Source organism: Nitrosomonas sp. GH22 (assembly GCF_009833115.1).
Classification (GTDB): Bacteria; Pseudomonadota; Gammaproteobacteria; order Burkholderiales; family Nitrosomonadaceae; genus Nitrosomonas; species Nitrosomonas eutropha.
The window spans coordinates 1-26,461 of the sequence record NZ_QRCA01000001.1; the positions used below are offsets into that span (position 1 = coordinate 1).

The window sequence follows — 26,461 nt, forward strand, 5'->3', positions numbered from 1 at the left end:
GCGCCCCAAGACTACTTTCTCATCAGAGACAAGTCAAGATTTTAAAACATGAAGCTAAAAGTTTTGAAAGCCTCTGACCTTATCAACCATAATTAATATTATTAATAGCATCCATCACTCGGCAATTTCGTTCTCCGTCAAGTCAGCATCCAGATAGACAGTATTTTCCGATAATCTTTGTTTTTTCCGAATATTATGAAAGGACAAGCCCGTCCCTGCTGGTATTAATCTGCCTACAATTACATTTTCCTTCAAACCTCGCAAATCATCTTTTTTACCCATGATAGACGCTTCGGTCAAGACACGAGTTGTTTCCTGGAAAGAAGCAGCAGAAATAAACGAGTCAGTAGAAAGAGATGCCTTGGTTATCCCCAGTAACACATACTCATAGGTCGCCGGCATCTTGTTTTCAGCAATGAGTTTTTCGTTCTCGGCAAGAACTTCAGCACGCTCGACCTGCTCTCCAAGAATAAAAGCTGAGTCACCTGCATTTGTTATCTGGACACGGCGCAACATCTGCCTAACAATTACTTCGATATGCTTATCATTGATGCTTACACCTTGTAGGCGATAGACATCTTGAACCTCATCGCTAATATATTTTGCCAATGCCTCAACACCCTGCAGTCGCAATATATCATGAGGGTCGATAGGCCCATCAACGATCACCTCACCCTTATTTACCACTTGACCATCATGCGCAGTCACATGCTTATCCTTAGGAATCAGATATTCATGTGCAATACCATCCAGATCAGTGATAACAAGACGCTGTTTCCCTTTGGTATCTTTCCCAAAAGCTACCGTGCCAGTAGCCTCAGCAAGGAAACCAGCATCTTTGGGCACTCTCGCCTCAAACAACTCAGCCACTCTAGGCAGCCCCCCAGTAATATCACGAGTCTTGGATGTCTCCTGGGGAATACGAGCCAGAACCTCACCAATACCAACCTGTTGTCCATCTCGTACCGTTATAATAGAACCAACGTGGAATGTAATGCTGACAGGTTGATCAGTCCCTGGGATATTGATTTCCTGATCATTTTCATCCAAAAACTTAACAAGCGGCCGTAATCCTTTGGATTGCGCAATGTTTCGCCGCTTGGGGTCTATAACTACCAGAGTGGCCATCCCGGTTATTTCATCAATTTGTCTGACAACTGTTACGCCTTCTTCAACGTTCTCAAACCGTATCTTGCCGGCATATTCCGTTATGATAGGACGTTTATGAGGCTCCCATGAGCCTAGGATTTGCCCTGCCTTGATTGTTTCGCTATCTTGCACATGCAACGTCGCACCATAAGGAATTTTATGCCGTTCACGTTCACGACCGTTCTCATCCTGGATCAGGATTTCGCCACTACGAGAAATTATAATTAGTTCATTCTGTGCATTCTTTACATAGCGAATATGATGAGAATAACGGACAACTCCGTTTGATTTGCTCTCAGCCTGATTGGCAACAACCGCTCTTGAAGCCGCACCACCAATATGAAAAGTCCGCATGGTTAGCTGCGTACCCGGTTCACCAATAGACTGAGCTGCAATCACTCCCACGGCTTCTCCAACATTAACTGGCGTTCCACGCCCCAGGTCACGCCCATAGCATTTTGCACAAAGTCCATATCGAGTTTCACAAGTGAGTGGCGTCCTTACCTTTACTTCATCAACACTACAAGCTTCAATTTCATCGGCTGTATCTTCATCCAGCAATGTACCTTCCGAGCAAATAACCTCACCGGTTTCTGGATTTATAACATCAGTCGCCGCTACTCGCCCTAAGATTCGCCCACGCAAGGATTCAACAACGTTACCACCCTCTACCAAAGCCTTCATTACGACACCACCATCCGTACCGCAGTCATTTTCTATGATAACCAGATCCTGGGTCACATCAACCAGCCTACGTGTGAGATATCCTGAGTTAGCAGTTTTAAGTGCTGTATCTGCCAGCCCCTTCCTGGCACCGTGTGTCGAAATAAAATACTGCAGGATATTAAGTCCCTCACGGAAATTGGCTGTAATCGGGGTTTCGATAATAGAGCCATCAGGTTTTGCCATAAGGCCACGCATGCCTGAAAGTTGACGGATCTGCGCGGCAGAACCTCGGGCTCCTGAATCAGCCATCATGTAAATTGAATTGAATGATTCCTGCGTAACTGCCTGCCCATTTTTATCTGTCCTGATTTCACCCGTCTCTTGATCTTTGACCGGTTCGACACTAAGCTGATCCATCATTGCTTTAGCCACCTGATCACCTGCACGAGCCCAGATATCAACCACCTTGTTATAACGCTCTCCTTGAGTAACTAAGCCGGAAATATATTGATTTGCTATTTCATGTATTTCTTGCTCAGCTGCCTGAATAATACCGGTCTTCTGTGATGGCGTAACAAGATCATCCAGGCATATGGAAATTCCACCTCGAGTCGCATAGGAAAAACCTGAATACATAAGTTTATCAGCAAATATAACGGTCTCCCGCAAACCACACAAACGGAAGCTAGCATTTATAAGCTTGGAAATTTCCTTTTTCTTAAGCGTTTTGTTGACTAGGGCGAAAGGAAGTCCTGCTGGCAAGATTTCAGATATGAGCGCCCTGCCAACGGTAGTTTCAAAACGTGTAATCGTTTCAATCGGATCTTCACCATGTCCACAAGATTTTTTCTTTTCCTTGATTCTTACGGTGATTCTGGCATTTAGCTCCAACGCTTTGCTCTCATAAGCACGCGTTATTTCCGAAACATCTGAAAAAACCATTCCCTCCCCTTGCGCCCCAACTTTTTCGCGCGTCATATAATAAAGACCTAGCACGATATCCTGGGAAGGAACTATGATTGGATCGCCATTAGCTGGGGAAAGAACGTTATTAGTTGATAACATCAGCGTACGGCATTCCATCTGAGCTTCAAGCGACAAAGGAACATGCACCGCCATCTGATCACCGTCAAAGTCCGCATTAAAAGCAGCACATACAAGTGGATGCAACTGAATTGCCTTTCCTTCAATCAGAACAGGTTCAAAAGCCTGGATACCGAGTCGATGTAAAGTTGGTGCCCGGTTAAGCATTACCGGATGTTCACGGATAACTTCTTCCAGAATATCCCAAACAATCGGATTTTCATTCTCTACTTCCCTCTTGGCCGCTTTAATCGTGCTCGCCACTCCCATTACTTCCAGCTTATTAAAAATAAACGGTTTGAATAATTCCAATGCCATTTTTTTCGGCAAGCCACACTGATGAAGCTTGAGTTGCGGCCCTACCACAATTACAGAGCGACCGGAATAGTCAACACGCTTACCCAGCAGGTTTTGACGGAAACGTCCCCCCTTACCCTTGATCATATCCGCAAGTGATTTTAACGGTCGCTTATTTGCTCCCGTCATTGCTTTACCCCGGCGGCCGTTATCAAGCAATGAATCCACCGATTCCTGCAGCATGCGCTTCTCATTACGGATAATAATTTCCGGTGCCCGCAATTCCAGCAACCGCTTCAAACGATTATTGCGATTTATAACGCGCCTGTATAAATCATTAAGATCAGAAGTTGCAAAACGGCCACCATCCAATGGAACCAATGGCCTTAGCTCTGGAGGCAGAACTGGCAATACCGTCAATATCATCCACTCCGGCTTCATGCCGGATTTATTAAACGCCTCAAGCACCTTGAGTCGCTTGGCAGCCTTCTTAATCTTAGTTTCAGAGCCTGTCGTTTGGATCTCAAGGCGTAAAGACTCTATTTCCGATAGGATGTCCATACTATTCAACAGCGCACGAATACCTTCTGCACCCATTGCAGCACTAAAATCATCCCCAAATTCTTCTGTTTTATTCAGATAGTCATCTTCAGTCAGAAGCTGACCACGAGTCAGTGGTGTCATACCTGGATCAGTAACGATATAGGCCTCAAAATACAGAACCCGCTCTATATCTCGTAACGTTATATCGAGCACAAGACCCAGGCGTGAAGGTAATGATTTTAAGAACCATATATGGGCAACAGGCGAAGCCAGTTCAATATGGCCCATGCGCTCCCGTCTGATTCTGGATAAGGTGACCTCCACACCACATTTTTCGCATATCACACCCCGGTGTTTAAGTCGCTTATATTTGCCACACAAGCATTCATAATCCTTAACCGGGCCAAATATTTTGGCACAAAATAAACCGTCTCTTTCAGGCTTGAAGGTTCGGTAATTTATCGTTTCAGGTTTTTTTACCTCTCCATATGACCATGATCTAATTTTCTCAGGAGAAGCCAAGCCTATTTTTATGGAATCGAATTCTTCTTTCTGTGTAACTTGTTTGAATAAATCAAGCAGTGCTTTCACGTGTCACTCCTGTGAATCAACGTATAAACCTGAAATAGGCCAAGGAAATGGAAATTTTGAGTCTCAATCTTGAAAGGCGGCTAGATATAGAGCGCTTATCAGCACAGAACTGCCATACAAAATTGAGACAAACACATCAATATCAAACTAATAGAGATATTAATGCTGTTCTAGGTCGATATCCAACCCCAGAGATCTGATTTCTTTAACTAGTACATTGAATGATTCTGGCATACCTGCATCAATTTTATGATCCCCCTTGACAATACTCTCATAAACCTTAGTTCGTCCATTGACGTCATCAGATTTCACAGTAAGCATTTCCTGAAGGGTATAAGCTGCGCCATATGCTTCCAAAGCCCAGACTTCCATTTCACCAAACCGTTGCCCCCCGAATTGCGCCTTGCCACCTAATGGCTGTTGCGTGACAAGACTGTAAGGGCCTGTTGAACGAGCATGCATCTTGTCATCTACCAGATGATGAAGTTTTAGTACATGCATATAACCTACGGTAACCGAGCGATCAAAAGCTTCCCCTGTCCGGCCATCGTAGAGCGTAGTTTGCCCGGATTCCGGCAGGTCTGCCAATTTCAACATATGTTTGATCTCGGATTCATGAGCACCATCAAAAACAGGGGTGGCAAAAGGAACTCCATCTGACAGATTTTTTGCCAATTCCAGTATTTCTTTATCATCCAGAGAAACCAAATCTTCCTGTTTTCCGTTATCGCTATAGATTTTACTTAAAAAATCCCGGATTTCAGACGCATCACGTTGAGAGATCAGCATCTCGTTAATTTTCTTGCCAAGCCCTTTAGCAGCCCAACCCAAGTGCACTTCAAGTACTTGACCAATATTCATACGCGAAGGAACACCCAATGGATTCAGCACAACATCAACTGGTGTGCCGTCCGCCATATAGGGCATATCTTCCACGGGAACAATTTTTGAAATGACTCCTTTGTTTCCGTGTCGGCCAGCCATCTTGTCACCGGATTGCAGTCTCCGTTTAACCGCAATATAAACCTTCACCATTTTCTGAACACCGGGCGGCAGCTCATCCCCTTGGGAAAGCTTCCTCTGCTTTTCTTCAAAGGCAAGGTCAAACAGCTTTCTTTTCTGAACCAGGCTATCTTTAATCTGCTCCAGTTGAAGGCTTGTATTTTCATCAATCAGACGAATATCAAACCAGTGATGTTTTTCCACACTTTCGAGATATTCTTGTGTGATAGTTGAATTTTTTGCCAATTTTTTAGGCCCTCCAGCAGCAACTTTACCTGCAAGTAATCGTTTCGCACGCTGAAAAGCATCTGCCTCAACAATACGCATTTGATCTGCAAGATCTTTTTTAAAGCGCCCCAATTCATCCGCTATTATCTGTTTGGAACGTTTATCTCGATCAACTCCTTCGCGCGTAAAGATCTGTACATCTATTACAGTCCCTGAAATACCTGCTGGCACATGTAAGGAGGTATCTTTAACATCTGATGCCTTTTCTCCGAATATCGCACGAAGCAGTTTCTCCTCAGGTGTTAGTTGTGTTTCGCTTTTAGGTGTAACCTTACCCACCAACACATCCCCGGCTTCAACTTCAGCGCCGATATAAACTATTCCTGACTCATCAAGACGCGCACGTTGACGCTCGGATAAATTTGGTATATCTGCGGTCACCTCTTCAGTACCAAGCTTTGTATCGCGACTGACGGCTGTTAATTCCTCAATATGTATTGAAGTAAATCTGTCATCTGATACAACTCGCTCAGATATCAAAATAGAATCTTCAAAATTGAGTCCATTCCAGGGCATAAATGCAATTAACATATTCTGGCCAAGAGCCAGTTCACCCAGATCAGTCGATGCACCATCTGCAATTACATCCTCACGAGAAAGAATATCACCAATTTTTACAATAGGCCTTTGATTGATATTAGTATTCTGGTTTGAACGGATGTATTTGGTGAGGTTGTAAATATCCACCCCAACTTCCCCGGCACGAGTCTCTGCATCATGCACACGTATCACTATACGCCCTGCATCCACATAATCTACCACTCCGCCTCTTAACGCCTTAACCGCAGTTCCTGAATGTACAGCAACCACTCGTTCAATCCCTGTGCCTACTAAAGGTTTCTCGGCACGTAAACACGGAACTGCCTGTCGTTGCATGTTTGATCCCATCAACGCGCGATTCGCGTCATCATGCTCCAAAAAAGGAATCAGCGAAGCCGCCACAGAAACAATCTGGGCTGGCGCAATATCAACATACTCAATCTGGTCTCTGGACGCCAGGGTAAATTCATTTTTATGGCGGCAAGAAACAACTTCATCAGTGAAGACCCCGGTCTGATCAAAATTTGCGTTTGCCTGTGCAATGACATACTGACTTTCTTCGATAGCTGAAAGATATACGACCTCCTCCGTTACGCGACTATCCTTAACCATGCGGTATGGGGTTTCTATGAATCCATATTCATTGGTTCTAGCATAAAGAGCCAACGAATTAATCAAACCAATATTTGGTCCTTCCGGAGTTTCAATCGGACACACACGTCCATAATGAGTTGGATGCACATCACGCACTTCAAAACCCGCACGCTCCCGCGTCAACCCGCCAGGCCCTAATGCTGATATACGCCTTTTATGTGTAATTTCGGATAATGGATTAGTCTGATCCATGAACTGTGATAGTTGACTTGATCCGAAAAACTCACGTATAGCAGAAGACACCGGTTTAGCATTGATAAAGTCGTGCGGCATCAGATTTTCTGATTCAGCCTGACTCAAACGCTCCTTAACCGCTTTCTCAACTCGAGCCAAACCTGCTCTAAATTGATTTTCTGCTAATTCACCTACCGAACGAACGCGACGATTACCCAAGTGGTCGATATCATCAATCTCGCCTCTACCATTTCGCAACTCAACCAGTATTTTGATAACATCGGTAATATCTTCATTTGATAAAGTCGTAGAGCCTGTTAGTTCTTCACGCCCCACCCGCCGATTGAATTTCATCCGGCCAACGACAGATAAATCATAACGCTCCGGGGAATAGAAAAGGCCATTGAATAAAGCTAGTACGGCATCTTCAGTCGGAGGCTCACCAGGGCGCATCATCCTGTAAATAGCGACCTGAGCAGACATTTGATCAGTACTTTCATCAACCCTCAACGTTTGTGAAATATAAGGACCGTAATTGAGGTCATTCACAAAAAGAGTACTAATCTCACTATTTTTATTTTGAGTCTGCTTAATTCGTTCAAGTAAGGTTTCATTAATTTCGCTATTGGCTGTGGCAATAACCTCCCCCGTTTCCTTATCTACGATGTCTTCAGCCAAAATTTTCCCTAATAAAAATTCTTCAGGGACAGAAATTTTAGTAAGGTTAGCCTGTTGCAGATCACGAACGTGTTTTGCCGTTATCCGCTTATCTTTTTGTACAAAAACCTTGCCATCTTCAGAAACGATATCAAAGCTAGCCAACTCCCCACGCAAACGCTCCGGTATGAGGTGAAATAAAATCTTATTACCCGCAAATGTAAAGTGATCAAACTCGAAAAAATCAGCAAGAATCTGCGTGGAAGAATAGCCCATTGCCTTTAGCAAAGTTGTAACCGGCATTTTGCGGCGGCGATCTATCCTAAAATAGACATAATCCTTGGGATCAAATTCAAAATCCAGCCAAGAACCACGGTATGGAATAATACGGGCAGAAAATAACAACTTACCGGATGAATGTGTTTTGCCGCGGTCATGCTCAAAAAACACCCCCGGTGAACGATGCAGCTGTGAAACAATAACACGCTCCGTACCATTAACAACAAAAGAACCAGTCTCTGTCATGAGAGGAATTTCTCCCATGTAAACTTCCTGCTCTTTAACCTCTTTGACAGTTGGTTTTGAAGCTTCTTTATCCATAATAGTCAGCCTGACTCTGGCGCGCAGTGGAGAAGCATAAGTCAACCCTCTCTGTTGGCATTCCTTAACATCAAACACAGATGTGCCAAGCATATAACTTATAAAATCAAGACGAGCGTTATTAGAGTGGCTTTCTATTGGAAAAACAGCATTAAATGCTGCCTGCAGCCCCTGATTCTTCCGTTTACCAGGCGCCACATCTGCTTGCAAAAAATCAGCGTAAGATTCTATCTGGGTGGCAAGAAGAAACGGAAATGGTAGAATGCTGGTACGTTTAGCAAAACTTTTCCGGATACGTTTTTTCTCGGCAAACGAATAACTCATTAAATCACTCCGTGCACTGAAGATATAATCGGGATCGAAGGGCAGTTTATTTGATATAAAACGAGCACCTAAACAAAGCTACAACTTTAACCTATTGATAGCGGTAATACGTGGGCCAAGAAACAAAATACTCTACCCCAACAACTCATAGACTACAGACATGATATTTAAAGATCAAAGAAACTTTTATTAAACTATGTCGCCGGGATAGGCCAGAGAAAAAAATTTTTGAGGTTTAACTAACAATTACAATTAACAATCTATTAGTACATACTTCTATTTATCAGCGTTATTTCCATACCGACATACGAGATAAAGGCTGACGATACAATCCGTATCTGTCAGCCTGAATTACTAATACAATTAACTATTTAATCTCACAACCAGCGCCAGCTTCAGTCAACTGTTTCTTGAGTGCTTCCGCATCATCTTTAGAAACACCTTCTTTGACTGCTTTAGGAGCACTATCAACCAAATCTTTCGCTTCCTTCAGACCCAAACCGGTGACCGCTCTAACAACCTTAATGACATTAACCTTATTGTCACCAGCTGAAGTAAGAATCACAGAGAATTCAGTTTGTTCTTCAACAGCTGCTGCAGCAGCAGGCGCAGCAGCCACAGCAACTGGTGCCGCTGCTGAAACACCAAATTTCTCCTCTAGCTCTTTGATTAATTCTGATAATTCCAGAACTGTCATATTAGCGATAGATTCTAAAATTTCCCCTTTTGCCATAGCCATTTATTTCTCCTGATATAAATTAAATTCAGATCAATCTGATACGAATCGCTTTAAGCCATCTATATATATCGGCTTCCGATTACTTCTTATCACATACTGCAGCAAGCCCACGCACAAATTTTGAAGGAACTTCATTAAGTGTTCTAACAAATTTCGCAACAGGCGCCTGTAAAGTACCAAGCAATCTGGACAGCAACTCCTCTCTACTTGGTAATGCAGCGAGAGCAGCGACATCCTTACCGGACATTACTGTCCCGGCCATAGCACCAGCCTTAATTATAAAACGATCATTATCTTTAGCGAATTCATGAAGAACTTTTGCAGTGATCACAGGATCACTGCCAATTCCGTAAGCAAGTGGCCCTACCATTGATTCAGCTAACCCAGAAAAAGGGGTGTCAACAACTGCCCGCCTTACAAAGGTATTTTTGATAACTCGGAAATAAATACCAGATTCTCGCGCCTTGACTCGCAACTGAGTAAGCTGCCCAACACCCAATCCACGATACTCCGCTATAACGATAGCCTGGGCTTCTGCAATTTGATCACTGACCTCGGCTACAATTGCTTTCTTTTCCTCGAGATTATGACTCAAAAGACTCTCCCCATTTAGAATTCAGCCAAAAATTATCGTTACTACTCATAACGATTATTTCCCATTTAAAAATGGCGACCTGAACCAGGAGAAATTTCTCTCTACCTGCTTTATGGGCACACCATCTGCGTTGGGCGCAATTTTTTGGAATAACTGCAAAAACATAATAATCACTTTTTATGATTCACTGTGTTTTCTCATCGCTACCCAGTAAACCTGCAACCATTCCTTTATTGCAATTAAGCTTTCACTCAAAAACAGCAATTAGCATTATAGATTGCTATTTTTAGATAATAAAAACCCCAACGGTCTTTGACAATCTGCTGATACAACATCTTAACAGCAGCCCAAAGCCTTTTATTACAACTAATTAATTATTCCAGCATGGTCAACTCGCACACCTGCTCCCATGGTGCTCGAAATGGCCATTTTACGTAGATAAACACCTTTTGATGTTGCTGGTTTTGATTTATTCAATGCATCAACCAGTGCTATAATATTTTCTCTCAAAGCATCTACACTAAACGAAGCTCTACCTACAGTACAATGTACGATACCCGCCTTGTCCGCTCTGAATTGAATTTGGCCTGCTTTAGCATTCTTGACCGCACTTGCCACATCAAGTGTTACTGTCCCCACTTTTGGATTGGGCATTAAACCACGAGGACCGAGTATCTGCCCTAATTGACCAACTATTCGCATTGAATCAGGACTTGCTATTGCCAAATCAAAATTAATCTCGTTTGCTTTAACTTGCTCAGCGAGATCCTCAAGACCTACTATATCTGCTCCTGCATCTAACGCTTCCTTAGCTTTATCGCCTTGTGCAAAAACTGCTACTCTCACCGTCTTACCTGTACCGGATGGCAAGACCACTGCACCCCGTACTACCTGATCCGATTTACGAACATCTATACCGAGATTAATTGCAATATCAACTGATTCGTCAAATTTAGCCGTAGCAACTTCTTTCACCAAAGCCAAAGCATCTGTTAGGGGATATAATCGATCACGATCAATTTTTTGAGCAATTTCTTTGTAACGTCTTGAAGATTTGGCCATATCACACTCCCTCTACTTCAACACCCATACTTCTGGCGCTTCCAGCAATTGTTCGGATAGCTGCATCCATATCGGCCGCAGTAAGATCTTCCATTTTAATTTTAGCAATTTCTTCTACCTGGCTCCGAGTCAGCTTACCTACCTTATCCACATGAGGCTGGGCGCTACCTTTACTCAAACCGGCTAATTTCTTAATTAAAACAGATGCAGGAGTCGTCTTTAAAACAAATGTAAAACTTTTATCTGCATACGCTGTAATAACCACTGGCACAGGTAATCCCGGCTCCATTTTTTGGGTGGCCGCATTAAAAGCTTTACAAAACTCCATGATATTCAGTTGGCGTTGACCAAGTGCAGGCCCCACTGGCGGACTTGGGTTCGCTTTCCCTGCTGGGATTTGAAGTTTTATATAACCTATTATTTTCTTTGCCAAAATATTCTCCTTTTTAGGTCCAAACGAATATTAGCTACAATACTCTCCCTCTTTTTGCTACAAACTACTCCGAAACTACATCGCCCACAGGAGACAATCGCCCATATATTGCGCAATTATATTTTATCAACCTGATGAAAATCCAACTCGACGGGCGTAGGACGCCCAAAAATTGATACAGACACTCGTAATTTATTTTTATCGTAATTAACTTCTTCGACGTTTCCATGGAAGTCAGTAAAGGGTCCTTCTTTAACACGCACCGCCTCCCCTGCCTCAAAAATTACTTTTGGCTTGGGTTTTTCCACTCCCTCTCTTACTTGATTAAATATACTTTCTATTTCCTTGCGACTGATTGGAATGGGCTGCATAGATGTCCCTCCCACAAAACCCGTTACTTTTGGTGTACCTTTAACCAAATGCCAGGTTTCATCAGTCATTTCCATTTCAATTAGTATATAACTTGGAAAAAACTTTCTCTCACTTATATTTTTTTGACCACCCTTGACTTCTACCACCTCTTCAACAGGAATAAGGATCTCACCAAATTTATCTTCAAACTTGTGCAGTACGATCCGATCTCTTAATGCCTTCTTTACACTCTTTTCAAAACCCGAATAGGTATGAACAGCGTACCATTTTTTACTCATATTCCTCCGGGAACACTTTCACCCTTCCTGATCCATTACATATTTAACGATCACCATCAAACCCGAATCAACAATCCATAAAAAAAACGCCATCGTTATAACAAACGCACAGACTACGCCAGATGTCTGAAGTGTTTCCTTTTTGGTGGGCCAAACAACCTTTTTTACTTCTTCTATCGAATCTTTAAAAAATGAAAATAGTTGCTTTCCTTGTATCGTAAATAAAATAACGATCGTCGCGAAAATCAATCCCAATAACAAAGCTACTACTCTTATCACTACAGGGCTATCTTGCAAAAAATAAAAGCTGAAAAAGCCTGCTGCTCCTAATAGTGCTGCTATCCCAAGCTTAATCTTATTCACTTTTTTCGTTCCCGAAAATTACTTTTAACTTAAAAAAATCCAAATTACAAACCTTCTTTTTATTTTTCAGCCTGCCTGAAGATTTGAAATAAAATTATTCAGCTTTGCTTATATCTATACTTTGGCAGGCCAGGAGGGCATCGAACCCCCAACCTTCGGTTTTGGAGACCGACGCTCTGCCAATTGAGCTACTGGCCTATCTTCCAAACAAAAAATTGCAGACTACAAATTTATCAGCTTATTTTACTCGATTACTTTGGCGACCACACCAGCGCCGACGGTACGTCCACCTTCACGAATAGCAAAACGTAATCCATCACTCATTGCTATTGGTGCAATCAAATTGACATTAACTGATATATTATCACCTGGCATCACCATTTCGACGCCTGCCGGCAGTTCAATGGAGCCTGTTACATCAGTTGTTCTGAAATAAAACTGTGGGCGATATCCTGCAAAAAATGGTGTATGCCGACCACCCTCTTCTTTGCTCAACACATATATCTCCGCAGAAAATTTGGTGTGTGGCAGTATACTGCCCGGCTTAGCCAGAACCTGGCCACGCTCCACCTCTTCTCGCTTGGTACCTCTTAATAATATACCAACGTTGTCTCCGGCCTGCCCTTGATCCAGCAACTTCCGAAACATCTCGACACCGGTACATGTTGTTTTGATTGTAGGTCGCAATCCCACAATTTCTATCTCATCACCAACCTTGACTATACCGCGCTCCACACGCCCTGTAACAACAGTTCCACGCCCGGAGATTGAGAACACATCTTCAACAGGCATAATAAAAGCCCCATCAATCGCTCTTTGTGGCTCCGGGATGTATGAATCCAGCACTTCCGCCAGCTTCAGAATAGCTGCTTCACCGATGTCACCTTTATCCCCTTCCAGCGCTTTCAGTGCTGAACCAATAATAATAGGTGTATCATCCCCTGGAAAATCATACTTGGATAACAGTTCACGTATTTCCATTTCGACGAGCTCAAGTAACTCAGCATCGTCTACCATGTCAGCCTTATTCATGAAGACAATGATATAAGGCACTCCCACCTGCCGCGCCAGCAGAATATGCTCGCGTGTCTGCGGCATGGGTCCATCAGCTGCTGATACCACCAGAATAGCGCCATCCATCTGCGCCGCTCCTGTGATCATATTCTTCACATAGTCGGCGTGACCCGGGCAATCAACGTGCGCGTAATGGCGTTTATCTGTTTCGTATTCAACATGGGATGTGTTAATAGTAATCCCACGTGCACGCTCCTCAGGTGCCGAATCTATCTGAGCATATGACTTGGCTTCCCCGCCAAATTTCCTGGTCAGGATGGTCGTGATCGCCGCCGTTAACGTCGTTTTCCCATGATCCACATGGCCTATCGTCCCTACATTTATATGCGGCTTCACCCGCTCGAATTTACTTTTCGCCATTACGTCTGTTTCCTTTTATTAATGCTTGTATCAGTAATCTAATAACCTGGCTGCAGCATAACTTGGTGCCCATGGCCAGGATTGAACTGGCGACCTCTCCCTTACCAAGGGAGTGCTCTACCACTGAGCTACATGGGCGTATAGAACAAGAACATTTCCTCGCCGTAATGTTGTGGAGCGGGTGAAGGGAATCGAACCCTCGTCGTAAGCTTGGAAGGCTTCTGCTCTACCATTGAGCTACACCCGCTTGTGCCCGGTTCACCTGCCTTACATATTTAAATAAACACGCACTATCTGCAATGACTAGCGCGATCAAATTCCAGCATTACACACATCTCTGATTTTTGTTACCGTGACTGGTGGAGGGGGAAGGATTCGAACCTTCGAAGGCAGAGCCGTCAGATTTACAGTCTGATCCCTTTAACCACTCGGGAACCCCTCCAAAATAGCAGGGCATTATGAACGCTTAGCCTGATCAAGTCAATGCTATAGCATGGGCCAAATACACAAAATTTTTGATACTGTTATCTTGATTGTTTTTCATATCAATTCAATGCGGATCGAATATTATTACTCAAATTTTCGTTCAGGATACGCGGCGTGACGAATATCAGCAATTCTCGTTTATCATCTCGCTTTGCGGTATTTTTAAATAAATTTCCCAGTAACGGCACATCTCCCAGTAACGGGATCTGGTTACGATCCCGCTTTTCGACCTGTTCAAATATACCGCCGATGACAACTGTGCCCCCATTCTCTACCAGCACCTCGGTGACGATTTGCTTGGTATCAATGGCTGGGCCAGCCGGCGTGCTTTCTCCGCGAGTATCCTGATTAACCTGCAATTTCATGATGATATTATCATCAGGAGTGATTTGTGGCGTAACCTTGAGGCCAAGAACAGCTTTTTTAAACTGAATCTGTGGCCGTGTCACACTGATAGTCTGAAAAGGGATTTCCGTACCCTGCTCAATACTCGCCTCCACACGATTAGCCGTAACCAGGCGCGGGCTAGCGATAATACGGCCCTGACTATCCGATTCCAACGCAGAAAGCTCCAGATTAATCAATGTGCCGTTGTTAATCTTAATCAAGCTCAATCCGAGTGCAGCCGGGCCACCCGCGACTCCTGCAAGCGCAGCCGCCGGTAAATTGACGTTAAGATTATCCCCACCAGAAGGTGATATCGTACCAGCAGCCAATTCACTGGAATTACCCAAATTCCCGGAAATACCCAGTCGCCGTCCATTAGTCTGACTCCCGATCCGAGTTGCGTTCTGCACCCCAAAACGAGCTCCCAGGTTACGGCTGAATGTATCGGTTGCCTCGACAATACGGGTTTCAATCATGACCTGGCGCACCTGGGTATCGAGATTGGCCACATGCCGAGCCACCTCTGCAAGCCTGGTGGGAATATCGGTAACGGTCAGCGTATTGCTGATGTCATCAACCTCCACCGAACCACGTTGACTCAGAATACCCTTAAGCGGAATCGAACTGGCAGTCCGATAATTCAGTCTGAATGCTTCCGTTTGCAACACTTCCAACTCGGTTATCTGCTGATTCTGCTCCAGCTGTAATCTTTCACGAGCAGCCATTTCTTCCCGTGGCGCGATAAAAATCACATTACCCACCCTGCGTTTATCAAGATCGCTCGTTTGCAGCACGATATCCAGCGCCTGATCCCAGGGAACATCCTTCAGCCGCAGGGTCAGATTACCTTTAACTGAGTCGCTGGCAATGATATTCAAATCAGTAAAATCAGCGATAACCTGAAGAATTGAGCGAATTTCAACATCCTGAAAATTAAGTGAAAGTTTTTCACCAGTATAACCTCCATCAATCAGCTTTTTGTGAATGGGCATATCATCACCTTCAACTACCGATCTGACTTCTACCGCAAAATTAGTTCCGGTTTGGTAAGATGTATGCTCCCAGCGCCCTTTCGGCTCGATAATCATCTGCACGTTACCATCCCGCGCGATAGTCTCAATTGTCTGTACTGGTGTGGCAAAATCCAGCACATTCAACCGCCGCTCAAGATTGGGAGGGAGGTAAGCCTTCATGAACTCGATAAGCAACCTTCCTCCCTGACTATGCACATTGACTACCGCACCTGGTTGTGACAGCTCCACCTCCACCCTGCCCTCACCTTGTGTACCACGATGAAAATCGATATCCCGCAAGCTTAATTGTGCTTCACCTCTTGCTGGCATGGAAGCTGAAACGGCGGCACGATTGAGTGATTCCCCCAATTCATTGCCCCGGAGCGCTATCAGCAAATCGTTACCTTCCGTGCTGATTTCATACTTAACTGCTTTTGACAAATTCATAACCAGACGGGTACGGCCTTCGGCAGGCACAACATCCATACTCTTTATTACACCACGACCTGATATCTTGCCAGACTCGCCCAGAGCGCTGGCGACCTGCTCCAGATCAAAATAAAGACGATCGGGATCATTCAGCAATACTCCGGCCGGTAGCGTCGCAATCGGTCGATCCAATGTCACTTTAACAATTAAACGACCATCTGTTTGGGCCGTAATATCCAGTGCACGAAGGGTATTTACTGACGTTGATGCAGCTACAACCTGAACGGTCCACGCAACCAGCAGAACACACACCGACACACATTGCCAAGCTCGATGAGCAGCCATGATTATGCAACTCTTGCGCCATTGATTTCCCGTTTTCCAATCTATCATTTTTGCTCCTGAGTTTGCAGCATGAGTACACTGGCCCGTTCAACCCATTCATCCGCACTACCTCGCGTAATCTCTCTCAATTTGACTTCCTCCTCGGAAACCCTTGTAATCAAACCGAAATTCTGCCCAAGGTAATTGCCGGTTTTGACACGGTGCACAGAGTTATCCGGTGCCTTAACCAGGGCAAAAACGTACTCTCCACGCCGTAGCGAACCGACCATAGCGAGGTTTTCCAACGGGAAATTTTCCAGTGCCTCTTTGGGACGTTTCAGATCAGGCTGCAACTCATCTCGATCAGACTTTTCCTGCTTGTTTCTTCGATTACTGAAGGGATCTGGAATTTCGAAAGCCTGATAAACAAAATGCTTCGGTGGCTTGATTTCAGGCAGAGGATCTACCTTTCCTTTCAATCCCGTTCCTGATTCCCTGACGAAAGACTCGAGATCTTCATAGCCCTCCTGAGTGCATGCCGCTGTAAACAGCACCACCATCACAGTCATCCAGAAGCGGAATTGATCGTTCATGACGCTCCCTTTGCATTCTTCTGTTTGTTTTTCTCTGTCATTTCCCTTTTGCGCTCTGCAATTTCCTCATCATCGAGATAACGGAAAGTTTTTGCCGTTGCGTTCAATATCAACTGGCGATCTTTCCCGGGAATGATTTCAATATCCTGCAACGTAACAATACGCGGCAACTGGGCCACATCGCTTGCAAAAGCACCAATATCGTGATAATTACCCGTCACCCTGACAGAAACTGGCAGCTCGGCATAGAACTCACGAACTGTTTCCTTGGCATTGGGTTTGAACAACTCAAATTGCAATCCTCGTCCCAATCCGGCCCGGTTAATATCCACCAGCAACGCATCCAGCTCGGACTTGTTAGGCAACTGTTTCAGCAAGGTACCCAGCGTTTGCTCCACCTCCGCCAATTGCACACGAAAAAGATCAAGATTGACCGCACTATTTTTTTTGGCTATAAAAGTAGCTTTCAACGTATCTTCTTCTTGCTGCACCTGTTCCAGTGCCTCCCACTGCTCCTCCCAATCCAGAAGGTAACCTGCCACCATGAGGGTCCCCAACAATGACGCAAGTGCACCCGCCTTGAGCACAACTGGCCAGCTGCCAGGCTCATTGGGATTGACATGACGTAACTCTTCCAGCAGATTCATGGTTGCCCCGCCGTTGCAGTAATTTTTGCTGCCATCTCGTTTCTTCCGGAATGGCCATCCTCTTCTGGCAACTCGGTCAATTTGACATTCAAATCGAATTCACTAAGCCTGACACCACTTTCGGTAGCTGCCTTAATTTCAATCAACAATGGCGATTCCAGCCAAGGTGATGCATCCAGATGGCGCATCAGCGTCGAGATCCCGGCATTGGACTGAGCGTAACCAGCAAGGTGCAGGTGCTCATTTGTTTGTTTTAAGCTCTTCAGGTAAACCCCCTCTGGTAACTGCCTGGCTACCTCATCCAGCATATGCACTACCTTGATGCGATTTCCCTGCAGCGATTCAACGATCTCCTTGCGTGCCAGCATCTCCTGGATTTTTTCCTTAATCGATTTTATTTCGGTAATTTGCCGATCGAGAACAGCAATCTCATCCCGCAGATACTGATTACGTCCGTTCTGATGATTGATTTTATCCATCACCATTTCATGTACTCCCCAGATAATCAGCACTCCCAGGCCAACAGTAAGACCTGCCAGTACGGCAAACTGTTGCTGAAGCGCCTTACGCTTAAGTTCACGATGTGGAAGCAGATTAATACGTATCATGATGGATCAAATCCTCGCATAGCCAGGCCGCTGGCAGTCAGCAACACCGCGGCATCCATCTTCAGCTGCCGCGGTGCAATCCGGCCGGATAACTCCATGCCGGAAAACGGATTAATCACCTGGGTAATCACCCCGGTACGTTCAGATACGATTTCCTCAAGACCCGGGATCACTGCACACCCGCCTGACAAGGAGATATAGTCAACCTGAGTATGCTGAGTGGAAGTATAAAAAAGCTGTATGGCTCGAGCCACCTCCAGCGCAGCCGTTTCACAAAAAGGCCGCAATACCTCATTTTGATAACTCTCCGGCAGCTTACCGTTGCGCTTGGCTGTCTCGGCTTCTTCCGGAGAGAGATTGAACTGATTCTGGATTTCTTGCGTTAGCTGATTTCCACCAAAGGATAAATCCCGCATATAGATAGAGGTATCATTTAACAGCACATTGATCCGCGTGACGCTCGCGCCAATATCAATGAGCGCAACCACCTTATCTTTTCCCCCATCCGGCAGCTGACTGCCAATCGCTCTGGAAGAAATAGCCTGGGCAGCAAATTGCTCGATATCCATCACCATTACCTTCAGGCCGGCAGACATTGCTGTTGCCACACGATCTTCCACTTTGTCTTTACGAGCAGCCGCCAACAACACCTCCACTTCTTCCGGACAATCTGGAGCCGGTCCAATCACCTGAAAATCAAGATTGACTTCATCCATTGCAAACGGCACATACTGATTGGCTTCTGTTTCAACCTGAAACACCAGATCATCCTCCCGCAAACCTGCAGGTACGTTGATTCTCTTTGTAATAACCGATGTCAGCGGCAGAGCCATAACAATTTTCCTCTGTCGCGTTCCCATTCGTTTCAGGGCATGCTGGAGACTGTCACTCACCTGTTCAATCTGGTTAATACCTCCATCTTGCAGAGCATCCATCGGCAATGGTTCGATAACATAGCGTTCCAAACGATAGGATTCCGGCGCTCCACTTTTTCTGGATAATTCCACTAGCTTAATTGAGGAAGCGCCGATATCCACCCCTAACATTCGGGAGGTACCTGTCAGCATGCCAAAATGGATATCAAAAGATTTCTTCAGTGCCATATCAGCTTTTATTTGCATAATGTTTCGACCAGAAGATTTTTATTCGGATGCAATACTTCAACTGAAGCCGATTCTGACAGGTAAGTGAAAAAATCAATTCATGCAATAACAGTTGATATACCCTTTATAATCTTGTGCTGGATCATTTTTTTACCCACACAACACTCTGCCTTTTAATGTTATTCCGCTGGCTTTTCCGTTTCCTCCTAACTATTCTGGCTGCTGGTTTACTTGCGACGTTGCTCGTGATATTTGCCGCCCTGGTTACGCTACCTTCTTTACCCAGTCTCGATATGCTGACTGATTATCGTCCGAAAATACCCTTGCGGATTTACAGCGCTGATGGTTTGCTGATTGGGGAGTTTGGTGAAGAGCGCAGGGATTTTGTAAAAATAAATGAGGTACCAGAATCTCTTAAACAAGCTGTGCTGGCAGCTGAAGACGATCGTTTTTACCAGCATTACGGGGTAGATTACATAGGTGTTTTGCGCGCCATTTATTCAAACTTCACGGCGGGCAGCACCCTCCAGGGCGCAAGCACCATTACCATGCAAGTGGCACGCAACTTCTTTCTGACCAAGGAAAAAACATTTACCAGAAAATTCAGCGAGGCATTACTGGCTTTTAAAATTGAACACAGCCTGGGAAAAGATCGCATTCTTGAGTTGTACATCAACCAGATTTACCTCGGGCAACGCAGCTATGGCTTTGCTACTGCAGCACAATCTTATTTTGGTAAAAAACTGTCTGATATTAATTTGGCTGAAGCGGCCATGCTGGCCGGGCTCCCTAAAGCACCTTCACGCTACAATCCGATTGCCAACCTGGAACGCGCAAAAATACGACAACAATATGTGTTGCGGCGGATGTATGAGCTCAACTATATTTCAGCCGACCAACTCGCGCTAGCAAAGAAAACTTCTATTGCAATTCATCGCCAGGTAAAAGTATTTGCCATGCCGGCTGATTACGTCGCAGAGATGGTGCGTCAGGTTGTTTACAATCGCTATCGTGAAGAAGCCTATACCCGTGGGATCAGGGTTTATACCACGCTGAGAAAATCTGATCAGGAAGCAGCCTACCGTGCGCTGCGCAAAGGAGTAATAGAATATGACACCAGACATGGTTACCGCGGCCCGGAAGCATTCCTGAAACTGCCAAAAGATCTCAAGGATCATGAAGCGCTGCAGGATATCATGCAAAATATCAGCAACAGTGATGATATTTTGGCAGCCGTTGTCCTGTCCGTAACACCCGGTGCTGTTGAAGCCTCCCTCAAAAATGGGGAAACAATCCGGATTACGGGAGATAGCCTGAAAGTAGCCAGCAGGTACCTTGGCAAAGATCCAAAGGTTACCGAAAAGCGAATACGCCCCGGTGCTCTGATTCGAGTAAAAAAGACAGAAAAAAACAGCTGGCAAATTACTCAATTACCTGAAATAGAGGCCGCTCTGATCGCAATAGATCCAAACAATGGCGCGATTCGCGCATTAGTAGGCGGGTTTGACTATAACCTCAACAAATTCAATCATGCCACCCAGGCCTGGCGTCAACCCGGATCAAGTTTCAAACCGTTCATTTATTCCGCAGCACTTGAAAAAGGCTTTACTCCGGCCACCATTATTAATGACGCCCCACTGTATCTGGGACCTGATCAGACTGGTGGCAAGGCTTGGGAACCCAGGAATTATGACGGCAAGTTCAGCGGCCCGATCAGAATGCGCACAGCATTAACTCATTCGAAAAACCTCGCATCCATCCGTATTCTTCAGGCGATTGGGCTATCCTACGCACAGGACTACATTACACGCTTCGGCTTCGATAAAAAACATCATCCAGCAGTTCTTCCCATGGCGCTTGGCGCCGGATCGGTCACGCCGATGCAATTGGCCGTTGGCTACGCTACTTTCGCCAACGGGGGATACCATATTCCTCCCTACTTCATTGAACGAATTGAGGATGAGCACGGAAAAATTATTGAGCAGACACGCCACACCACTGCAAGCCAGAACGCCAAGCAGGTTATAGATCCACGCAATGCATTCCTGATGACAAACATGATGCAGGATGTTGTCCAAAGAGGAACTGCCGCCCGGGCAAGAGCACTTGGCCGCAATGATATTGCCGGGAAAACGGGAACTACCAGCAACGCCTTCGATGCCTGGTTCTGCGGTTACCAGAAAGATCTGGTGGCGGTTACCTGGCTGGGCTTTGATGATCCCAAATCCATGGGAAACAGAGAAACCGGAGGGCAGGCAGCCTTACCTATCTGGATCAACTATATGGCCAGCGCACTTAAATCAATACCTGTCACAAAAATATCTCCTCCAAAAGGTATTGTTACGGCCAAGATTAATTCAGAAACAGGCTTGAGGGATCCATTCGGGACGCTCAATGAATACTTCTTCCAGGAACAGCTTCCGCCGGAAACAGATTATTCTTTCCAGGACCCTGGTTTTACGGATCAAATGGAAGACTGGCTGTTTTAAATCAGAGAGCAGTCGAGTGCAGGAGTATTTGCGCGGTTAACCCTCTTCTACCAGAGCTCCGTAAAGCCAATAAATTCAGCAAGATAGATACAACGAACAACTGCCTTAAATGTCCGTCCAGATCAGGCCGATAAAGGCGGTATGGTGAAGGAGGTTCAACATTCAGCAGCTTCCCGATTGAGGCTTCCTTGAACCAGGGAAATTCTTTGAAGGGTACACAGACTTCCCGAAAAACGGCAAGCTTAGCAAAACCCGTGGTCTGCCCCCTACCCCCTATTACTGGCCTATTATTCTGCTAATGTTCTGATATGTGTAGTCACACTTCTTCCCAATGCGCCCAACGCATATCCGCCTTCCAGCACTGAAACAATTCGGTTTTGTGCATGTTTTTCAGCAATAGCCATTATTTGCCTGGTAATCCAAACATAATCTGCTTCAACCAGATTTAATTGCGCCAGCGTATCTTCCCGGTGGGCATCAAACCCAGCCGAAATAAAGATAATTTCCGGTTTGAATGCTTCCAGTGCCGGCAGCCAATAATGCGTTACCGCTACACGGAACGCTTGTCCATTCGTATGTGCAGCAAGCGGTACATTAATAATGTGATCACCCCCGCTATCAGTGCCGCAATACGGATAAAATGGGTGCTGAAAAGTGGAGCAAAACAAGACACGCGGCTCATCCTGAAAAATATCTTCAGTACCATTGCCGTGATGCACATCAAAATCCACAATTGCTACACGTTGCAGACCATGATGCGCCAAAGCATGTGCTGCTCCAATCGCCACATTGTTAAAAAAACAAAATCCCATTGCCTGATTGCGCGTTGCATGATGTCCAGGTGGACGAACGGCACAGAATGCATTTTTCACCTGCTTGTCGATGACCAGATCCGTCGCCAGAACAACCGCACCGGCTGCATAATAAGCCGCTTCCAGCGTAAAAGGATTCATCGCAGTGTCATTATCAAGACAAACCAGGCCTTGCTGTGGTGCAGCTGATTTGATCTCATGCACATAGCTTTCCGTATGAGCTCGCATCAACTGATCATCGGTTGCACGTGGCGCTTCATATTGCTGTAAACGTGGCAGCGTATCGGTGGCAACAAGCTGTTCCTGAATGGCCAGTAATCGTTCCGGACATTCTGGATGGCCATGTTTCATATCATGCTTCAGATAAATCGGATGTGTAACAAAGGCAGTAGCCATGGAAAATTCCTTCACAGGGAATAAAGACTCAGACACTTACACAATAGATTTTACAGTCTCGCAGCTGGGCGATCGGTGGCAGATAGTCAAAGCCATTTGCTACCCACAGCAACAGATGAGTATCCAGCAAAAGCTTCATGCGCCCTCTTCAAATAGCCTTGCGATTTCCGTTTCATCCATCCGATCAAAATCATCCGGTACATGGATTTGCCCAGCCATAAAATCAAACCGCTTAATCTGAGAAGGCTCCGATGGCCCGGAGCGCAACAACCTTGGCCATCGGTTTGCCAGCCTTGGCAGCTTGTTCCCCCAACCGGGATAATTGAGTTTTAGCGTCGTGAATATTGTATATCCGCATCGTGCTCTTCCAATTAAACTTAGTTCAACTAACTTAGCTTATACCAACTTGGTTTCTCGTTCTATCCTGTACTCGTACATTCGTTTGGAACAGATGTATTTTGAGGGGATAGGGCGCTTGCGAAATGGTGTAGCCACTCGCAGCAATCCAGGGCCATTGAAGATACGCAAATCGGCGCACCAGGTAGATTAATTTACGTGAACAGGCTCAATATGAAATTTCAGGTTAAGCGCTTTGATAACCTTAATTACTGTAGAGAATTCCGGATTTCCGTCAGGAGACAAAGCCTTATAAAGCCCTTCACGAGTCAGGCCGGTTTCACGAGCAAGCCAGGTCATTCTGCGGGCACGGGTAATATCACCTAATGCAGCACGAATGAGACTGCCGTCACCCGGATCTTCTTCCGTGCAGGCCTCAAAATACAATTTTAGGTCTTCATCTGTTTTGAGCTGTTCTAGCCACAACAGGCAATCCAAAATTGCGTATCTTTTGCCTCAACTGAAGTACTGCGGCATTCCACGCATAATTCATGGCGCCATCAAATAAGCCAGTGCTGACGGCTACACATATACGAGCCATGAGCTCACCTCTTAATTCAGGTGGTATTTCTCGTAGCTCTCTTGGCAAATCTCTCCATGCGTACTCGATTTCTTCGGCGCTCGCCAGCACTTCTCGTGGAATTCCAAGCGAAGCTGTCAGCTCTGCTATTGCTGGAAGAATAGTCGTCGGAAGCGACGGTAATACTGGCTCTTCCTTTTTTATGAGATCGCTTATATATTCCTTGGTTTGAATTCCGGGTACAGCTAACGCAATATAACGACATTCTGCCCAATAACCCCGCATGCAATGTCGTATAAGGTTAATTCTCATCACGTATTCCAATTAAATATTCATCCGACACGACAATTGATCAGCTTAAAAACCACCTGACCAGATACAAGAGAGAATAAGGTGTAATGCTGCCGTTTAAGCTCTGAAAATAGGATATATTTCATGAGTTACCGTTAATTTTATAGCCTGTGATCTCGCGAGAACGATAGCAATGGCATAAGTGAAGTAAAGCCCAAGGTCTTATGGACATCAAAGAGGGCAATACCATGTCATTGTCTGAGGCGAAAAAGCGCTTAGGCATCGAATGAAAGTCAGCATTTCCAATGCTGCCTTTAATGACCTGGAAAACATTATCAGTTATTACATTGAAGAAGGTGTTCCTGATATTGGTTTCAAATTTGCCCGGGAAATAATCGAGCATATTCAGATTTTAACCAGCCACCCGGACATGGGCAGAATAGTGCCTGAGTTCCAACTCTCCCATACCCGAGAAATTATCTTTGCTCCTTTCAGGGGGGTTTATCTTAGGGAAAAAGGCGCCATAAAAGTGATCCGTATTTGGCGCAGCGAGCGACTGCTTGTTTTACCAACCGAAACATAACGATTAAGGTTATGTCGTGATCGCGAAGCAAACGTATGGTTTGCAATGATCAGGTTCAGATCCAGAATCAATAGCTCTTGCTACACACTCGTTCGATTATGCGGCATTGCCAAGCCGCAACCCGGCCCCGACCATGCGCTTTCCTTACGAATGCTTAAGATCGCGATAGAAATTTTCGTGCGGCCCGACTGCTTCGAGATATACCAGATACACAGCCTCATCAATACTGTAACCGAGCAGATACAACTGATTTTGGCTGTGGAATTTATAGACCAGGAGCTCCGCCAGATCCCCTTTTTTACGCTCGCCTATTGCCGGCCTGGCTGCCACGACCTCGATCGCAGCATCGACATCCCGTGCGACATTACCGTGTAGCTTCTTGTAGGCGCGGGCGAATCTTCGGGTTTGCTTAACCCCGTAGCTCATCAGCGGCCGACCGGGGTACAAAATCTGTAGCCTCGCTGCGAGGCTCAGCCATCGAAGCCAGCGATTCAGCGATAAAACTCACCGGCAGATCAGGATTATCCAGTGCAGCACGCCCCACCCTGGCCCAGTACTCGATCTGACCGGCGATGGTACGGTGCTCAACCAGGGCCTCGCTGCGTGCCTGTTCATACAACGTCTGATCGATACGAATAGATGTTGAAGTATTCATGATGACCTCCACGCTTGCCAAAATACTCACTATCATCATCTTACCACAAATGTGGAAAGGCTGAGTTTCGAGGTAGATTGCTTCGCACTTTTGGCATACCGCAATGACAAAATAGCTGTCTTTCAGGCCTTCAAAGTCAGATCCGGGATCAATAATGCTTGTTATATTTATTTTCTTGATTCGCGACCTGGCCCCGATCTCCACTATCGGACCTTTGCGTATGTAATAAACTTGATAGCAGGGGCCATGATCACAACACGACTTTAATCATCAAGCATGTGCCAATGCTGAATTTTCGCAATTTCGTTCTCTATCGTCCACGCAGCATCCCACAGATCTACCTCGCCTTGTGCGTTAATCCAAAATTCTGCCGAATTACCAAAAAATCGCGCTAACCGAAGTGCCATCTCAGGACTAACCGGAAGCAAATACGCCACTGATCATTTATTGAGATTGAATATTGCCCTTTCCGATCACCACCAAGTACATGGAGGCGATTGCTCGGTGGAACTCGCAAATCTTCGAGGCAAGTCGCCAAGTCCACATACTCTCGCTTCCGGCTTGTGCGTTTCACGATATCGGGGGTAATTAACGTGGTCAAGTAAAATCGGACACCTCAGTTAAGCTGCTTTTATCGATTTTGCTGCTTCTGCTTCATATTGATTCGGACTTTTGTAATCCAGGTATGAATGCAGTCTTTGGTTATTATAAAACACGGCGATATACTGCAAAATATCCTGCTGTGCTGCATGGCGGGTTTGGTAATGCCGCCATTGGCAGCGTTCCTGCTTGAGGCTGCCAAAGAAACTTTCCGCAACCGCATTATCCCAACAATTTCCCAGACGACTCATACTGCCAATAAAACCGTATGCTTTCAGTAGATTT

Annotated in this window: 24 protein-coding genes, 4 tRNA genes and 1 pseudogene; 2 read left to right on the plus strand and 27 right to left on the minus strand. The window is 45.3% G+C overall.

What is annotated here, in order from left to right:
• Nucleotides 1-114: 114 nt before the first annotated feature.
• The 18 genes from rpoC to ABF86_RS00090 all read right to left on the minus strand — a co-directional run bounded on the left by rpoC (nucleotide 115) and on the right by ABF86_RS00090 (nucleotide 19,452).
• On the minus strand, nucleotides 115-4,329 hold the full coding sequence (rpoC, locus tag ABF86_RS00005) for a DNA-directed RNA polymerase subunit beta' (protein ID WP_074685648.1): 4,215 nt from the start codon (nucleotides 4,327-4,329) through the stop codon (nucleotides 115-117).
• 159 nt (nucleotides 4,330-4,488) lie between these two features.
• Nucleotides 4,489-8,568: a DNA-directed RNA polymerase subunit beta gene (gene rpoB, locus ABF86_RS00010; protein WP_074685647.1), complete on the minus strand. Its 4,080-nt coding sequence runs from the start codon at nucleotides 8,566-8,568 to the stop codon at nucleotides 4,489-4,491.
• Between the two features lie 367 nt (nucleotides 8,569-8,935).
• A complete protein-coding gene (gene rplL, locus ABF86_RS00015) occupies nucleotides 8,936-9,307 on the minus strand; it encodes a 50S ribosomal protein L7/L12 (RefSeq protein WP_074456453.1) in 372 nt (123 codons plus the stop codon).
• A gap of 79 nt (nucleotides 9,308-9,386) precedes the next feature.
• Complete coding sequence (gene rplJ / locus ABF86_RS00020) at nucleotides 9,387-9,902, minus strand: 50S ribosomal protein L10 (RefSeq protein ID WP_074685645.1); 516 nt, start codon at nucleotides 9,900-9,902, stop codon at nucleotides 9,387-9,389.
• Nucleotides 9,903-10,268: 366 nt separating this feature from the next.
• Nucleotides 10,269-10,964, minus strand: coding sequence for a 50S ribosomal protein L1 (gene rplA / locus ABF86_RS00025; protein WP_011634838.1), 696 nt, complete (start codon nucleotides 10,962-10,964; stop codon nucleotides 10,269-10,271).
• A gap of 1 nt (nucleotide 10,965) precedes the next feature.
• The gene (gene rplK, locus ABF86_RS00030; RefSeq protein ID WP_011634839.1) at nucleotides 10,966-11,397 is read right to left on the minus strand and encodes a 50S ribosomal protein L11; all 432 of its coding nucleotides are present in this window, start codon (nucleotides 11,395-11,397) and stop codon (nucleotides 10,966-10,968) included.
• Nucleotides 11,398-11,513: 116 nt separating this feature from the next.
• Complete coding sequence (gene nusG / locus ABF86_RS00035; RefSeq protein ID WP_011634840.1) at nucleotides 11,514-12,047, minus strand: transcription termination/antitermination protein NusG; 534 nt, start codon at nucleotides 12,045-12,047, stop codon at nucleotides 11,514-11,516.
• An 18-nt stretch (nucleotides 12,048-12,065) separates the two neighbouring features.
• Nucleotides 12,066-12,410: a preprotein translocase subunit SecE gene (gene secE, locus ABF86_RS00040; protein ID WP_074685643.1), complete on the minus strand. Its 345-nt coding sequence runs from the start codon at nucleotides 12,408-12,410 to the stop codon at nucleotides 12,066-12,068.
• 122 nt (nucleotides 12,411-12,532) lie between these two features.
• A tRNA-Trp gene (locus ABF86_RS00045) sits at nucleotides 12,533-12,608 on the minus strand.
• 45 nt (nucleotides 12,609-12,653) lie between these two features.
• On the minus strand, nucleotides 12,654-13,844 hold the full coding sequence (gene tuf, locus ABF86_RS00050) for an elongation factor Tu (RefSeq protein ID WP_011634842.1): 1,191 nt from the start codon (nucleotides 13,842-13,844) through the stop codon (nucleotides 12,654-12,656).
• Nucleotides 13,845-13,907: 63 nt separating this feature from the next.
• Nucleotides 13,908-13,982: transfer RNA gene (locus ABF86_RS00055), tRNA-Thr, on the minus strand.
• 35 nt (nucleotides 13,983-14,017) lie between these two features.
• Nucleotides 14,018-14,091, minus strand: a tRNA-Gly gene (locus tag ABF86_RS00060).
• Nucleotides 14,092-14,201: 110 nt separating this feature from the next.
• Nucleotides 14,202-14,286, minus strand: a tRNA-Tyr gene (locus ABF86_RS00065).
• A 103-nt stretch (nucleotides 14,287-14,389) separates the two neighbouring features.
• Nucleotides 14,390-16,552, minus strand: a complete 2,163-nt coding sequence (locus tag ABF86_RS00070; RefSeq protein WP_011634843.1) for a type IV pilus secretin PilQ family protein — start codon at nucleotides 16,550-16,552, stop codon at nucleotides 14,390-14,392.
• A complete protein-coding gene (locus ABF86_RS00075) occupies nucleotides 16,549-17,076 on the minus strand; it encodes a pilus assembly protein PilP (protein WP_011634844.1) in 528 nt (175 codons plus the stop codon). The genes ABF86_RS00070 and ABF86_RS00075 overlap by 4 nt, the downstream gene beginning before the upstream one ends.
• Nucleotides 17,073-17,723, minus strand: coding sequence for a type 4a pilus biogenesis protein PilO (locus tag ABF86_RS00080; protein ID WP_011634845.1), 651 nt, complete (start codon nucleotides 17,721-17,723; stop codon nucleotides 17,073-17,075). The genes ABF86_RS00075 and ABF86_RS00080 overlap by 4 nt, the downstream gene beginning before the upstream one ends.
• A complete protein-coding gene (locus ABF86_RS00085; RefSeq protein WP_011634846.1) occupies nucleotides 17,720-18,331 on the minus strand; it encodes a PilN domain-containing protein in 612 nt (203 codons plus the stop codon). The genes ABF86_RS00080 and ABF86_RS00085 overlap by 4 nt, the downstream gene beginning before the upstream one ends.
• Complete coding sequence (locus tag ABF86_RS00090; protein WP_011634847.1) at nucleotides 18,328-19,452, minus strand: pilus assembly protein PilM; 1,125 nt, start codon at nucleotides 19,450-19,452, stop codon at nucleotides 18,328-18,330. Before ABF86_RS00090 ends, ABF86_RS00085 begins: the two co-directional genes overlap by 4 nt.
• Nucleotides 19,453-19,568: 116 nt before the next feature.
• On the opposite strand from ABF86_RS00090, the gene ABF86_RS00095 reads away from it, so the two are divergent.
• Complete coding sequence (locus ABF86_RS00095) at nucleotides 19,569-21,923, plus strand: penicillin-binding protein 1A (RefSeq protein WP_345889553.1); 2,355 nt, start codon at nucleotides 19,569-19,571, stop codon at nucleotides 21,921-21,923.
• A gap of 287 nt (nucleotides 21,924-22,210) precedes the next feature.
• Here the strand turns inward: ABF86_RS00095 and ABF86_RS00100 are convergent, their stop codons facing one another.
• The 4 genes from ABF86_RS00100 to ABF86_RS12495 form a co-directional block, all read right to left on the minus strand.
• Nucleotides 22,211-23,131, minus strand: coding sequence for a histone deacetylase family protein (locus ABF86_RS00100; protein ID WP_160803387.1), 921 nt, complete (start codon nucleotides 23,129-23,131; stop codon nucleotides 22,211-22,213).
• Between the two features lie 232 nt (nucleotides 23,132-23,363).
• On the minus strand, nucleotides 23,364-23,489 hold the full coding sequence (locus ABF86_RS13045; protein WP_256328356.1) for a hypothetical protein: 126 nt from the start codon (nucleotides 23,487-23,489) through the stop codon (nucleotides 23,364-23,366).
• Between the two features lie 188 nt (nucleotides 23,490-23,677).
• Nucleotides 23,678-23,953 (minus strand): addiction module antidote protein, encoded by a 276-nt coding sequence (locus tag ABF86_RS00110; RefSeq protein ID WP_204987547.1) that lies wholly within the window; start codon nucleotides 23,951-23,953, stop codon nucleotides 23,678-23,680.
• Nucleotides 23,925-24,359: a hypothetical protein gene (locus tag ABF86_RS12495; RefSeq protein WP_204987548.1), complete on the minus strand. Its 435-nt coding sequence runs from the start codon at nucleotides 24,357-24,359 to the stop codon at nucleotides 23,925-23,927. The genes ABF86_RS00110 and ABF86_RS12495 overlap by 29 nt, the downstream gene beginning before the upstream one ends.
• A gap of 265 nt (nucleotides 24,360-24,624) precedes the next feature.
• On the opposite strand from ABF86_RS12495, the gene ABF86_RS00120 reads away from it, so the two are divergent.
• Complete coding sequence (locus tag ABF86_RS00120; RefSeq protein ID WP_074685618.1) at nucleotides 24,625-24,921, plus strand: type II toxin-antitoxin system RelE/ParE family toxin; 297 nt, start codon at nucleotides 24,625-24,627, stop codon at nucleotides 24,919-24,921.
• 144 nt (nucleotides 24,922-25,065) lie between these two features.
• On the opposite strand, the gene ABF86_RS00125 is transcribed toward ABF86_RS00120, so the two are convergent.
• The 5 genes and pseudogenes from ABF86_RS00125 to ABF86_RS00145 form a co-directional block, all read right to left on the minus strand.
• Nucleotides 25,066-25,347, minus strand: a complete 282-nt coding sequence (locus tag ABF86_RS00125) for a type II toxin-antitoxin system RelE/ParE family toxin (RefSeq protein ID WP_011634854.1) — start codon at nucleotides 25,345-25,347, stop codon at nucleotides 25,066-25,068.
• Entirely contained in the window at nucleotides 25,331-25,576 is a 246-nt protein-coding gene (locus ABF86_RS00130; protein WP_011634855.1) for a ParD-like family protein, read from the minus strand. The genes ABF86_RS00125 and ABF86_RS00130 overlap by 17 nt, the downstream gene beginning before the upstream one ends.
• Nucleotides 25,577-25,839: 263 nt before the next feature.
• Complete coding sequence (locus ABF86_RS00135) at nucleotides 25,840-25,983, minus strand: hypothetical protein (RefSeq protein ID WP_193565638.1); 144 nt, start codon at nucleotides 25,981-25,983, stop codon at nucleotides 25,840-25,842.
• Nucleotides 25,968-26,120, minus strand: a pseudogene (locus ABF86_RS00140) (type II toxin-antitoxin system RelE/ParE family toxin); the annotation flags it as partial. The pseudogene ABF86_RS00140 and the gene ABF86_RS00135, both read right to left, overlap by 16 nt.
• Before the next feature lie 76 nt (nucleotides 26,121-26,196).
• The coding region (locus ABF86_RS00145; RefSeq protein WP_160803389.1) for an IS3 family transposase at nucleotides 26,197-26,461 on the minus strand (265 nt) is incomplete at its 5' end.